The 11,711-nt window shown below is 65.4% G+C and carries 14 protein-coding genes; 9 read left to right on the top strand and 5 right to left on the bottom strand.

Going from position 1 to position 11,711, the window contains the following annotated elements; genetic code table 11:
* The first annotated feature begins 42 nt into the window (after positions 1-42).
* Positions 43-1,125: a COX15/CtaA family protein gene (locus UNPF46_RS28595; RefSeq protein WP_142252221.1), complete on the top strand. Its 1,083-nt coding sequence runs from the start codon at positions 43-45 to the stop codon at positions 1,123-1,125.
* A gap of 23 nt (positions 1,126-1,148) precedes the next feature.
* On the opposite strand, the gene UNPF46_RS28590 is transcribed toward UNPF46_RS28595, so the two are convergent.
* The 4 genes from UNPF46_RS28590 to UNPF46_RS28575 form a co-directional block, all read right to left on the bottom strand.
* Positions 1,149-1,493, bottom strand: a complete 345-nt coding sequence (locus UNPF46_RS28590; protein WP_142252220.1) for a hypothetical protein — start codon at positions 1,491-1,493, stop codon at positions 1,149-1,151.
* Between the two features lie 116 nt (positions 1,494-1,609).
* Complete coding sequence (locus UNPF46_RS28585) at positions 1,610-2,890, bottom strand: O-acetylhomoserine aminocarboxypropyltransferase (RefSeq protein ID WP_142252219.1); 1,281 nt, start codon at positions 2,888-2,890, stop codon at positions 1,610-1,612.
* Positions 2,891-3,039: 149 nt separating this feature from the next.
* A complete protein-coding gene (locus tag UNPF46_RS28580; RefSeq protein WP_100181180.1) occupies positions 3,040-3,624 on the bottom strand; it encodes a CoA-binding protein in 585 nt (194 codons plus the stop codon).
* A gap of 25 nt (positions 3,625-3,649) precedes the next feature.
* Positions 3,650-4,474 carry an enoyl-CoA hydratase gene (locus UNPF46_RS28575; RefSeq protein WP_142252218.1) on the bottom strand — a complete coding sequence of 275 codons (825 nt, stop codon included), beginning with the start codon at positions 4,472-4,474 and terminating at the stop codon, positions 3,650-3,652.
* Positions 4,475-4,559: 85 nt separating this feature from the next.
* Between UNPF46_RS28575 and UNPF46_RS28570 the strand changes: the two genes are divergently transcribed.
* The 6 genes from UNPF46_RS28570 (at position 4,560) to UNPF46_RS28545 (ending at position 8,241) form a co-directional block, all read left to right on the top strand.
* Complete coding sequence (locus UNPF46_RS28570) at positions 4,560-4,988, top strand: PaaI family thioesterase (RefSeq protein WP_100177396.1); 429 nt, start codon at positions 4,560-4,562, stop codon at positions 4,986-4,988.
* 158 nt (positions 4,989-5,146) lie between these two features.
* On the top strand, positions 5,147-5,611 hold the full coding sequence (gene rplM, locus UNPF46_RS28565) for a 50S ribosomal protein L13 (protein WP_011087726.1): 465 nt from the start codon (positions 5,147-5,149) through the stop codon (positions 5,609-5,611).
* A 1-nt stretch (position 5,612) separates the two neighbouring features.
* On the top strand, positions 5,613-6,092 hold the full coding sequence (gene rpsI / locus UNPF46_RS28560) for a 30S ribosomal protein S9 (RefSeq protein ID WP_018320095.1): 480 nt from the start codon (positions 5,613-5,615) through the stop codon (positions 6,090-6,092).
* A 229-nt stretch (positions 6,093-6,321) separates the two neighbouring features.
* Positions 6,322-7,542, top strand: a complete 1,221-nt coding sequence (locus UNPF46_RS28555) for a GGDEF domain-containing protein (protein ID WP_142252217.1) — start codon at positions 6,322-6,324, stop codon at positions 7,540-7,542.
* A gap of 60 nt (positions 7,543-7,602) precedes the next feature.
* Positions 7,603-7,842: a hypothetical protein gene (locus tag UNPF46_RS28550; protein ID WP_100177394.1), complete on the top strand. Its 240-nt coding sequence runs from the start codon at positions 7,603-7,605 to the stop codon at positions 7,840-7,842.
* 102 nt (positions 7,843-7,944) lie between these two features.
* On the top strand, positions 7,945-8,241 hold the full coding sequence (locus UNPF46_RS28545) for an antibiotic biosynthesis monooxygenase family protein (RefSeq protein WP_025036647.1): 297 nt from the start codon (positions 7,945-7,947) through the stop codon (positions 8,239-8,241).
* 68 nt (positions 8,242-8,309) lie between these two features.
* Here the strand turns inward: UNPF46_RS28545 and UNPF46_RS28540 are convergent, their stop codons facing one another.
* The gene (locus UNPF46_RS28540; protein ID WP_502705506.1) at positions 8,310-9,458 is read right to left on the bottom strand and encodes an AI-2E family transporter; all 1,149 of its coding nucleotides are present in this window, start codon (positions 9,456-9,458) and stop codon (positions 8,310-8,312) included.
* A gap of 135 nt (positions 9,459-9,593) precedes the next feature.
* Between UNPF46_RS28540 and UNPF46_RS28535 the strand changes: the two genes are divergently transcribed.
* Both UNPF46_RS28535 and UNPF46_RS28530 read left to right on the top strand, forming a co-directional pair.
* On the top strand, positions 9,594-10,304 hold the full coding sequence (locus tag UNPF46_RS28535; protein WP_142252215.1) for a hypothetical protein: 711 nt from the start codon (positions 9,594-9,596) through the stop codon (positions 10,302-10,304).
* A gap of 90 nt (positions 10,305-10,394) precedes the next feature.
* Complete coding sequence (locus UNPF46_RS28530; RefSeq protein ID WP_100177391.1) at positions 10,395-11,168, top strand: gamma-glutamyl-gamma-aminobutyrate hydrolase family protein; 774 nt, start codon at positions 10,395-10,397, stop codon at positions 11,166-11,168.
* Positions 11,169-11,711: the final 543 nt, after the last annotated feature.

Here is an 11,711-nt window from a genome sequence, read left to right as displayed (position 1 = left end):
GCAGTCCGGTTCAAGCCTCGAAACCCTGGTTTTGCTCCTGAAATGACGACGATTTCCACTCCGTCCGAGCCGCATCGCGCCGTGCGCTGGTGGCTGATTTCCGTGGCCGCTTTGATTGCGCTGATGGTGCTGGTGGGCGGTGCGACGCGGCTGACGGAATCGGGCCTCTCGATCGTCGAATGGAAGCCGGTCACGGGCAGCGTTCCGCCGCTGTCGGAGGCGCAGTGGACCGAGGCGTTCGAGGCCTACAAGAAGATCCCGCAATATCGCGAGCTCAATGCGGGCATGAGCCTGTCCGAGTTCAAGGAAATCTTCTGGTGGGAGTGGAGCCACCGCTTGCTCGGCCGCTTCATCGGCGTCGCCTATCTCCTGCCGTTCCTGGTCTTCCTGTGGCGCGGCGGCCTCTCCGGTGAGTTGAAGCGCCGGCTGTGGCTGCTGTTCGCGCTTGGCGGCCTGCAGGGCGCGGTGGGCTGGTGGATGGTGGCCTCGGGCCTCACCGAGCGCGTCGAGGTCTCGCAATATCGGCTGGCGACACATCTTGTGCTCGCGCTGCTGATCTTCGCCGGCATCGTATGGACGGTGCGGCGGCTCAAGGAGCGGCCGCAGATCGCAGCGCCGGCGCGGCTTCGGTTCACGAGCGCGCTGCTCCTCGTCGTGACGTTCGTTCAGATCTATTTCGGTGCGCTGGTCGCGGGCCTGCGCGCGGGCCGCGCCTACAACACCTGGCCGCAGATCGACGGCGCGTTCATTCCCTCGAGTGAGCGGCTGTGGTTCGAGGCGCCGTGGTGGCGCAACATGTTCGACAACGTCCTGACGGTGCAGTTCGAGCACCGCATGACCGCCTATGCGCTGTTCGTGCTGGCGCTGCTGCACGCGATCGACGCGGTGCGCTCGCGCGCGGGCCTGGCTGCGAGCGGCGCGCTCTGGCTGTTTGCGGCTGTGAGCCTGCAGGTGGTGCTCGGCATCCTGACGCTGCTCAACCAGGTACCGATCGATCTTGCGCTGTCGCACCAGGCGGTCGCGATCGCAGTGCTGACGCTTGCGGTGATGCAGGTGGAACGGCTGTCCTCGCGGCACTCTGCGCAGGTGCAGCCGCGCGCGGTTCCGGTTGGCCAGCCCGGCTGATCACCATCAGCCGGCCGATCAGGTCAGCAATAGCCGTAGATGCCGCACGAATAGGGCAGGCGCCAGAAATAATCGACCTGCTTGCCGCCGTAATACGAGCCCTGATAGTCGTAGTCCCAGGGACGGCCGTAATAGCCCGGCAGCGTGTGCGAGCCCGGTAGCAGCGGAGTACCCGGCAGGTTGCGGATGTAGCTGCCGATGCCATGGGCCGGCGAGATCAGCGCATCCGGATCGGTGTCGACCCAAACCTTGGGCGGCTCCTGCTGCTGCGCGGCGGCTCGCCGCTTCGACGTGGCCGGCAAGTCAGCAGCAAACGTGCTTGAAACCGTCAGCATCGCGGCAAGGGCAGGCACCATCCAGCGCAGCATCGTCGGCTCCGAATCAAAGGGGCGATCCAAGGACGATGTATGCGGCCGATATGGTTAATGATCGTTAACGAGGCTGTTGTTCCCGGGGCGGCCTTGCACACCGCCCCGGGCGACAATTACGCCCCCAGCGCCTGTTCCAGATCCGCGATCAGGTCTTCCTTGTCCTCGATGCCGACCGAGAGCCGCACCACGTCGGGCCCGGCGCCGGACTTCACCTTGGCGGCGTCGTCGAGCTGGCTGTGCGTGGTCGAGGCGGGGTGGATGACGAGCGAGCGGGTGTCGCCGACATTGGCGAGGTGCGAGAACAGCTGCAGCTTCGACACCAGATTGACGCCGGCGTCATAACCGCCCTTCAGGCTGAAGGTGAACACGGCGCCCGCGCCCTTCGGCGCATATTTGCGCGCCAGCTGGTTGTACTTGTCGCTCGGCAGGCCCGCATAGCTGACCGAGGCCACCGCCGGATGGCCGGCGAGGAATTCGGCGACCGCTTTGGCATTGTCGCAATGCCGCTGCATGCGCAGGGGCAGCGTCTCGATGCCGGTCAGGATCATGAAGGCGTTGAACGGTGACAGTGCGGGGCCGAGATCGCGCAAGCCCAGCACGCGGCAGGCGATCGCAAAGGCGAAATTGCCGAAGGTCTCCTGCAGCCTGATGCCGTGATATTCGGGCCGCGGCTCCGAGAGCATCGGGTATTTGCCGCCCGTGGACCAGTCGAAGGTGCCGGCGTCCACGATGATGCCGCCGAGCGAATTGCCGTGGCCGCCGAGGAATTTCGTCAGCGAGTGCACGACGATGTCGGCGCCGTGGTCGATCGGGCGGATCAGATAGGGCGAGGCCAGCGTGTTATCGACGATCAGCGGCACGCCCGCTTTGCGCGCGACCGTCGAGATCGCCTCGATGTCGGTGATGCTGCCGGCGGGATTGGCGATGGACTCGATGAAGATCGCCTTGGTGCGCGGCGTCACCGCGCGCTCGAAGCTTGCGATGTCATCGGGATCGGCCCACACCACGTTCCAGCCGAAGCTCTTGAACGCATGCGTGAACTGGTTGATCGAGCCGCCATAGAGTTTTCGCGCGGCGATGAATTCGTCGCCGGGCTGGAGCAGCTGCTGCAGCACTACGACCTGCGCGGCATGGCCCGAGGCCACCGCCAGTGCAGCCGTGCCGCCTTCGAGCGCCGCGACGCGCTCTTCCAGCACGGCATTGGTGGGGTTGCCGATCCGGGTATAGATGTTGCCGAACGCCTGCAGGCCGAACAGCGAGGCGGCATGGTCGGCGTCGTTGAAGACGAACGAGGTCGTTTGATAAATCGGAGTCGCGCGCGCGCCGGTGGTGGGGTCGGGCTGTGCACCGGCATGCACGGCGAGGGTCGAAAATCCCGGAAGGCGATCGCTCATTGAGGGCGTCCTGTTCTTGTGGTCTGAAATCGCGCGGCATGCTGATGGGCGCCGCGCTCGCCGTCAAGGCGCCGCTTCACATCAGGATGATTTGGGAATGATCCTGCTACGGATTGTCGCGTTCGCGAAATGAACGCTTCGCAATTGCGTCAGCTTTGCTCGGTCTTGTTTTTCGCCGCGCGATCGGATGCCGCTGTGTCGCCGCCGCCGACACTCATCCGATTGAGGGACAGCCGCATGCCCTGGGTCGGCGCCGGCGCACGCTTGGAACTCAGCGTGCGCGAATTCACGCCCATCCAGGAGATCTCGGAAGACAAGCGGCCATATTCGATCTTGGGGCAGCGGTTCATTACCACCTTGATACCGACCGATTCCGCCTTCGCCGCCGCGGCATCGTCGCGAGCTCCGAGCTGCATCCAGATCACCTTGGGCAGCGGATCGAGCGTGAGCGCTTCCTCGACCACGGGCATGATGTGGCTCGAGTTGCGGAAGATGTCGATCATGTCGACGGGCCGGCCGATGTCGGAGAGCGAGGCGACGAACGGTTTTCCGAGCAGCTCCTTGCCGACATGGCCGGGGTTGACCGGGATCATGTCGTAGCCGCGTTGCGCCAGATATTTGAACGCGAAATAGCTCGGCCGCACATTGACCGGCGAGGCGCCGACCATCGCGATCGACTTCACGCCGTTGAGGATGCCGCGGATGTAATTGTCGGGATAGGCGTCGTGGTTCATCACGTATCTTTTCTTGTTGGCGAGGTCACTCATCCCGCCATGTCGGCGTGCGCTTCTCGATGAAGGCGCCGATGCCTTCCTCGGCGTCGCGCGCCATCATGTTCTCGGTCATCACCTCTGCGGCATAGCGATAGGCGTCCGCAAGGCTCATCTCGGCCTGGCGATAGAACGCCTCCTTGCCGAGCTTGATGGTGTAGGCGGATTTCAGCGCGACCTGTCGCGCCAGCTCGATCGCGGCCTCGCGCTCGGTGCCGGCGGCAACGACGCGATTGATCAATCCGATTTCGCGGGCGCGCTCGGCCGGGATCGGTTCGCCCGTCAGCAGCATCTCCATCGCCTGCTTGCGCGGGACGTTGCGCGACAGCGCCACCATCGGCGTCGAGCAGAACAGGCCGATGTCGACGCCGGGGGTGGCGAAGCTTGCGGCCTCCGAGGCGACCGCGAGGTCGCAACTCGCCACGAGCTGGCAACCGGCCGCGGTCGCGATGCCCTGGACGGAGGCGACCACGGGCTTGGGCAGATGCACGATCGCCTGCATCAACGCGCTGCAGGCGGTCATCATTTCGGCGAAGAAGGCGCGGCCGCGATCGGGATCGGTGCGGCGCGCGGTGAGCTCCTTCATGTCGTGGCCGGCGGAGAAGGCGGGACCGTTGGCGGCGATCACGACGCCGCGGACGGCCTTGTCGTCGCGGATCTCGTCGAGCTCGGCGTGCAGGCCCGCGATCATCGCTGCCGACAGGCTGTTGCGCGCGGCTGGCCGGTTCAGCGTCAGGACCGCGATGGAGCCTACGGTCTCGCGCAGCAGGATCGGCGGTTGCGGGGAGGGGGCGCGGGCGGCCTGGCCGGACATCGAAGCGTTTCCGTTGGATTATTGCATTTGAATGACGCAGATAACTTAATGTAACAGGGCAAGTGAAGCGAGGGTGGGGAACAGCATGGCGTTAGCGAAAATGAGCGTGGCAGAGGTGGAGCAGTTCCTCCGTCACGAGTTTCCCCAGGCCTTCAGCGGCGACGACATCACGATCGAGAGCGCCGACGGCCAGACCTGCCTTTTGCGGCAGCGATACAGCGAAAAGATGCTGCGGCCGGGCGGTACCGTGTCCGGACCGACCCTGATGGCGCTGGCCGATTTCGCGATGTACGTGGTGCTCCTGTCCGCGATCGGGCCGGTCGGTCTCGCGGTGACCACCAATCTCAACATCAATTTCCTGCGCAAGGGCGGGTCCGGGCAGGACGTGCTGGCGGAAGCGCGGCTGCTCAAGCTCGGCAAGCGCCTGGCGGTCGGGGAAGTGAAGCTGCTGTCCGGCTCCTCGCCTGATCCGATCGCTCATGTCACCTCGACCTATTCCATTCCAAATGTTTGAGCTTTTCGCAGGTAATATAGCACCATATTTTTAACTTATTGATATCTCACATCTAATTTACGTCTTCGGGCATTGACCGTGACGCGTCTCTTCTCTAGAAAACCGCGCAGTCCGGTGCGGTGTTCGCGCCGATGCTCCCCGTCCACGGAAACTCTGACATGAAAACCTTTTCGGCAAAGCCGGCTGAGGTGACGAAGAAGTGGGTGCTGATCGACGCCAAGGGTCTGGTCGTCGGCCGTCTCGCCACCATCGTCGCCATGCGCCTGCGCGGCAAGCACCTCCCGACCTACACCCCGCACGTTGATTGCGGCGACAACGTCATCATCATCAATGCGCAGCATGCGGTCCTCACGGGGCGCAAGCGCGAGCAGAAGACCTACTACAAGCACACCGGCTATGTCGGCCACGTCAAGGAGCGCACCGCGCGCCAGATCCTCGAGGGCAAGCATCCCGAGCGCGTGCTCGAGAAGGCCGTCGAGCGCATGATTCCGCGTGGTCCGCTCGGTCGCGTGCAGATGGGCAACCTCCGTGTCTACGGCGGCGCCGATCATCCGCACGAGGCGCAGCAGCCCGAGAAGATCGACATCGCCAAGTTGAACCGCAAGAACACGAGGGCCGCATAACATGGCCGAATCCATCCAGTCGCTCGACCAGCTCTCGCAGCTCAAGACGGCGGCGGCGCCCGATGCGCCCAAGCACGAGAAGAAGGTCGACAAGTTCAACCGCGCCTATGCCACCGGCAAGCGCAAGGACGCGGTCGCCCGCGTGTGGATCAAGCCGGGCGCCGGCAAGGTCACCGTCAACTCGCGCGAGGTCGAGGTCTATTTCGCCCGTCCCGTGCTGCGCATGATGATCGAGCAGCCGTTCTCGGTGGCCCAGCGTTCGGGCCAGTACGACGTGATCTGCACGGTCGCCGGCGGCGGCCTGTCCGGCCAGGCCGGCGCGGTCCGTCACGGCATCTCCAAGGCGCTGACCTATTTCGAGCCGGAGCTGCGCTCGGTGCTCAAGAAGGGCGGCTTCCTCACCCGCGACTCGCGCGTGGTCGAGCGCAAGAAGTACGGCAAGGCCAAGGCCCGCCGGTCCTTCCAGTTCTCGAAGCGTTAATCGCTTCGGTCACATTCGCCGCGAAAGCGGCTTCAATGAGATGCAAAAGGGCGCTGATTTCAGCGCCCTTTTTGCTGTTCGTTTGTACGCAAATTGATGGCGTGTTTCCGGAAAACTTGGGCGCCCGCGAAAACCTGAATGGAACCCGCCACACCTAGCGTCGCCTTCGGAAGGGCGCGCAAATCGGATGTACCGATCGCGTAACTGCTATGTTCTAGAGGGGGCCGACATGATGTCGCTCGATAGCATCACGCTCTATTTGGTCGCCACCATGGTCGCCGCACTGCTCGGCGCCATGATGGTGTTTTTCGGCAGGCAGGAGAACAGCCCTGCACTGAAATGGTGGGGCACCGCCTATCTGCTCGGTGCCGCCTCCGTCGCGCTGTGGACCGCGGCCGGCGACAAGCTCGGCCCGCAGCTCCATCTCGCGTTGAATGCCGTCGGCTTCGTCGCCTGCGGCATGGTCTGGAATGCGGCGCGCGTCTTCCACGGCCGCAAGCCGAACTGGCCGGGCCTCGTGCTCGGCGCGCTCGCCTGGGTCGCCGCCGTCTCGCTGCTCGATCCCGCCGCGTCCATGCTGCGCATGATGATCGGCGCCGGCATCGTCTCGGTCTACGCGGCGCTGACCGCGAGCGAACTCTGGACCGAGCGGCGCAAGAGCGAGCAGCGGCGCTGGCCGGCCTTGGTCGTGCCGGTGATGCACGGCTGCGTGCTGATGCTGCCGATCGTGCTCGGCAGCTTCCTGCGTCCGCACGATGCCGGCTTCTCCTCCAGCATCTGGGTCACGGTGTTCGCCGTCGAGCTCATCCTCTACGCCGTCGGCACCGTGTTCGTGATCTTCATGCTGGTGTCCGAGCGCACGGTGACCGCGCACCGGACCGCAGCTTCCACCGACCCGCTCACCGGCATGCTCAACCGCCGCGGCTTCTCGGAAGCCTGCGGCCGCGTGATCGAGCGCGAGGCCAAGGCCGGACGCCCCGTCACCGTGATGATCTTCGACATCGACCACTTCAAGTCGATCAACGACCGCTTCGGCCATCCCGCCGGCGACGAGATGCTGAAGCTGTTCTCCACCGTCGTCGTCAACAATCTGCGCATCACCGACATGTCGGGCCGCATCGGCGGCGAGGAATTCGCAGCGCTGCTGCCGTGTTCGCTGGAGGAGGGCGTGCTGGTCGCCGAGCGCGTGCGCGAAGCCTTCGAAACCTCCGGCGTGGTGGTCGATGAGGGTCCGGTCGACACCACCGTCAGCATCGGCGTTGCCGGCGGGCCCGCCGGCACCGAGCTCGAAGTGCTGCTGGCCTCGGCCGATACCGCGCTGTACCAGGCCAAGCGTGGCGGCCGTAACCGCGTCGAGGCGGCGGAGGAGCTGCCGCTGTCGCTGGAGAACTGGCGCCGCCAGAGCGCCGCGCGGATCGGTGCGCCGCAGGTGCGGCCTGCCACCGCCTGAGAGGCAGCAGCGGCGTTGCGGTAATCCTCTGTTTACCATTCGATCCCTACCATTGCGGTCATGGAATCGATCCGTCGACAGAACCCGCAAGCTGCCCTGATGTCGCTCGAAGCCGCTGCGACCTCGGCACGCAGCGGTTTCGCCTGTCTGTTCTCCACCGCGGATGAATACGAGAGCGCGCTGATCAGCGAGCGCCGCGCGCAGGGGCGCTACGCGCAAAGCCGCCGCAGCACCTGGCCGCTCGCGATGTTCGTCGGATGCGCCCTCGTCGTGGCGGGCACGGTTCTGCTGCTGGTCTGAGAGATCTGCATTTTTGGGCCGACCAGGGCGCCATTCCGGCGCCTTTTTCTTTGCCCTCGGCTGCGGTAGACACGCCCATCGAACAAAATTGGGTGGAAACCGATGATCACCGAGATCGCGCAAATCGACGTCAAGCCGGGCAGCGAGAAGGACTTTGAGGCCGCCGTCGCCAAGGCCAAGGCCGCCTTCGGCCGCTCCAAGGGCTTTCACGGCTTCGAGCTGCACAAGTCGATCGAGAAGCCGCAGCGCTACCGGCTGATGGTGAAATGGGCGACGCTGGAGAACCACACCGTGGATTTCCGCGGCTCGGAGAATTTCACCGAATGGCGCGGCCTGGTCGGCCAGTATTTTGCCGCGCCCCCGGAGGTCGAGCACACCGAGACCGTGCTGACGACCTGAGCGAGGTCAGGCCGTGTCTTGTTGTTTGAGCATGATCTTTTCGGAAAACCGCTGCACACTTTTCCGGATCATGCTGCCAGCGGCGGCGCCTCATAGGTCTTGAAATGGTCGATCATGACCTTGGCGATGGCGACCAGCGGCAGCGCCAGCGCGAGGCCCCAGATTCCGAACACCACCCCGAGCAGGATCTGGAACGCGAACAGCGTCGCCGGCGGGATGTCGAGCGCCTGCCGCTGGAGCACCGGGGTCAGCACATAGCTCTCCATGGCGTGGACGCCCATGAAGAGCAGGAAGGCCGATAGTGCGGGGACCCAGCCCGAGGCGAGGCTCGCCAGCACCACGATGACGCCGGCGATGATGGCCCCGACGGTCGGGATGAAGGCGAGCAGGCCGGCCTGAATCCCCAGGATGAACGAGCCGGGAATGCCGATGAGCAGAAGCCCGATCCAGGTCACCACACCGACCGCGAGCATGACGATGATCTGCGCGATCAGCCAGCGCTCCAGGGTTTCGCTGATGCGATCGATGATCAGGGTGACGCGGGTGCGGTGCCTCGCCGGGGCCAGGAACAAGAGGCCGTCGTGATAGACGGCGGGCTGGGCTGCGAAGGCGAAGCCCAGGAACAGCACGATGAAGATGTTGCCCACGCCGTGGATGGTGCCGAGCAGCAGCTTGAAGGTCTGGCTCACGATCGCGCCACCGCTGGAAGCCAGCGCGCCCGCGCTGGGCAAGGCACCGCGCGAGGGCGCTGCGGGTGCGGACGCAGCCTCCGACGACGGCGTGGTGCTGGCGGCGTCGGCCGCGCCGTTGCCGAGATCGAAGAAGCTGGTGTCGATGCCGTGGCTGTCCAGGAAGGACCTGACATTGGCGAGCTGCGATTTGAGGGTCTTGCTCAGCAGCGAAGCCTGCTCGGCAATGGTGGCGCCGCCGAGATAGGCGATGCCGGCGAGCATCAGGGCAAGCCCGGTGCAGACGATCGCGAGCCGCACCGCATGCGGCAGGGGCACGCGGCGGCCGAGCGCGATCGTCAGCGCGTTGAGGCCGAGACCGAGCAGCATGCCGGTGAAGATCAGCAGCAGAGTGGTGGCAAAATACCAGGTGAAGGCGAGCAGTGCGGTGAACAGCACGACGCCGATGCCTCCGACCGAGATCGCCCAAGCCTGGTCCCAAGCGAGGTCGCCGTGGGGACGGGAGCGTTCATCCTTGGACATGGTCACATCGGGTCCTTTTTAGTGCGCTGCGCGCTGCACTCTCTCGACAAACGCGTTTCCGATCAAGCCCGCGTCAACGCGCTGGTTTGACGCCGGCACGTCGACGGTGCAGAGCGATAGGGAAAGAGCAATGGGGGCGGTTTGAGCTTCATCAGCAAATGGGCCGGTCTGCTCGGGCTTCTGGCCGTGCTCGTGATCGGCGACCAGATCCGGATCAACCGGCCCGGCCACAAATATCGCCTCACGGTCGAGGTGACGACGCCCGACGGCATCAAGGCCGGGTCGGGCATTCTGGCCGTCGTGCCAGACCGCAACTACAATCGCAGCGGCCGCACCACGATGCGCGGCGAGGCGGTGTTCGTCGATCTCGGCCAGGATGGCGCCAAGGGCAGGAATCTGGTGGCCTTGCTGGCGCACCGGCAGGACGCCAAGCTGGACTTCGACGACATCAACTATGTCGCGCTCCGTGCCCATGGCGCCGCGCACGGCAACCGCGTCTCGTTCAATGACATTCAGCGGCAGACCGGAATCGTCCCGGTGCAGGGAGACCTCGTTCCGGTGCTCGTGAGCTTTGGCGATCCGAAGGATCCCACCACCGCGCGGCTCGTCGCCGCCGACCGGGCGGAGGCGGTTCTGGGCGAGGGCTACGCGATCCGTGGTCTTAACGCGGAAGTCGTGCCCAACGGGCTTTGGCCGATTGACTTCGGCGGGGCGCTCGGGGAGCCCGTGACGCGCGGCATCGCGGTGAAGCTGCCCTGGCTGGCCGCGCCGGGCGATGGTGCGGCAACCGCCCTGAAGGCCGCCGGCCTGCCTTCCGGGGGCGAGGCCCGGGAGGCATTTGCGCGAAAATAGCATTGCCGTCCCGCGATCCCCTCTGTTGAATTTGTTTCATTCGAGGGGCATGTTTGGGGAATCTTCTTTCGGAGAGGCGCGGAACGACAGATGAGAAAGCCGGTCGTCGGCGTGATCGGGAATTCCCATCGCGTCGAAAATCGATTTCAGGTCCAGATGGTGGGCGAGCGCAACCTGCGCGCCGTGGCCGAGGTCTCCGGCGGCTTGCCGGTGATGTTCGCAGGCTCCCCTGATATCACCGATATCGCGGCGCTGCTCGACACCGTGGATGGCATCATCCTCACCGGGGCGAGGGCCAACGTGCACCCGACCCATTTCAACGTCGACCCCTGCGAGAAGCACGAGCCCTACGACATCCACCGCGACGAGGTAGCGCTGGCGCTGTCGGTCGCCTGCGTTGCCCGCGGCGTTCCGCTGTTCGGCATCTGCCGCGGCTTGCAGGAGATGAACGTCGCCTTCGGCGGCTCGCTGCATCCCGAGATCCGCGAAATCCCCGGCCGCATGAACCATCGCATGCCCCGGCTCGAGAACGGCGAGATCCATCCCGATCCCACCGTCGTGTTCGCCGACCGTCACGACGTCGACCTGACGCCGGGCGGGGCGTTCGCAAGGATTCTCGGCTGCGAGAAGATCAGGGTCAATTCGCTGCACGGACAGGGCATCCTCGAGCCCGGCAAGCGCGTGCTGATCGAGGGCGTCGCCGAGGACGGCACCATCGAGGCGATCCGGATCGCGGAAGCCCCGAGCTTTGCGCTCGGCGTGCAATGGCACGCCGAATACGATCCCCAGCACAATCCGATCAACCGCAAGCTGTTCGAAGCCTTTGGCGAGGCGCTGGTGGCAAGGCAGAAGGCGGCGGCTTAGGGGGCTCGTGTCCCGGACAAGCCACAATGCGCAGGCATTGCGGCGCAGAGCCGGGACCCAGCGGCGCCGGGCTTTGCTGCGACATGGGCCCCGGCTCAGCAGCGCACCGTCGAAGTGACGCTGCGCTGCGTCCGGGGCACGAGAGTGGAGCGTGAGGCTCGCTCTCTGACGGCGCGGGCGTGGTGCAGACATGCCTCTTCAATCTCGCGGCGCGTTTCGCCCGAGCTTTGCAGGTCGTTCGCGCGCTTTGAATGCCAAAGGGCGCAGGGAAGGCCGGGCGCCGGCGGCACCCGCAAGTCCGTGCGCGACGAAAATGCACACGGGGTGGACCACAGGTGATGCCGGTCGCCCGGCCTTCCCTGCGCGGCTGGTTTTAACGGTGTCCTTCGTGCTCTCCCCGGGGAGCGTTGCACTATTGCCCCCGTCGTCTTGCGGGTGATCGATGCGCGCACCGGTTGGCCGCCGCATCACCGCAAGCCTTGACGCCAGAACCCCGGGCGTCAGGACCACACGACTTCTCCGTCCGCGGACGATCCCGCCGAA

It is taken from the genome of Bradyrhizobium sp. UNPF46 (assembly GCF_006658625.1).
GTDB classification, from domain to species: Bacteria; Pseudomonadota; Alphaproteobacteria; order Rhizobiales; family Xanthobacteraceae; genus Bradyrhizobium; species Bradyrhizobium nitroreducens.
The sequence above is the reverse complement of the archived record's forward strand: the minus strand, read 5'-3'. Positions and strand labels throughout refer to the sequence as shown.

Coding starts and splice junctions, on each gene's coding strand:
- UNPF46_RS28595 (WP_142252221.1), top strand. CDS start 43: ATGACGACGATTTCCACTCCGTCCGAGCCGCATCGCGCCGTGCGCTGG.
- UNPF46_RS28590 (WP_142252220.1), bottom strand. CDS start 1,493: ATGCTGCGCTGGATGGTGCCTGCCCTTGCCGCGATGCTGACGGTTTCA.
- UNPF46_RS28585 (WP_142252219.1), bottom strand. CDS start 2,890: ATGAGCGATCGCCTTCCGGGATTTTCGACCCTCGCCGTGCATGCCGGT.
- UNPF46_RS28580 (WP_100181180.1), bottom strand. CDS start 3,624: ATGAACCACGACGCCTATCCCGACAATTACATCCGCGGCATCCTCAAC.
- UNPF46_RS28575 (WP_142252218.1), bottom strand. CDS start 4,474: ATGTCCGGCCAGGCCGCCCGCGCCCCCTCCCCGCAACCGCCGATCCTG.
- UNPF46_RS28570 (WP_100177396.1), top strand. CDS start 4,560: ATGGCGTTAGCGAAAATGAGCGTGGCAGAGGTGGAGCAGTTCCTCCGT.
- rplM (WP_011087726.1), top strand. CDS start 5,147: ATGAAAACCTTTTCGGCAAAGCCGGCTGAGGTGACGAAGAAGTGGGTG.
- rpsI (WP_018320095.1), top strand. CDS start 5,613: ATGGCCGAATCCATCCAGTCGCTCGACCAGCTCTCGCAGCTCAAGACG.
- UNPF46_RS28555 (WP_142252217.1), top strand. CDS start 6,322: ATGATGTCGCTCGATAGCATCACGCTCTATTTGGTCGCCACCATGGTC.
- UNPF46_RS28550 (WP_100177394.1), top strand. CDS start 7,603: ATGGAATCGATCCGTCGACAGAACCCGCAAGCTGCCCTGATGTCGCTC.
- UNPF46_RS28545 (WP_025036647.1), top strand. CDS start 7,945: ATGATCACCGAGATCGCGCAAATCGACGTCAAGCCGGGCAGCGAGAAG.
- UNPF46_RS28530 (WP_100177391.1), top strand. CDS start 10,395: ATGAGAAAGCCGGTCGTCGGCGTGATCGGGAATTCCCATCGCGTCGAA.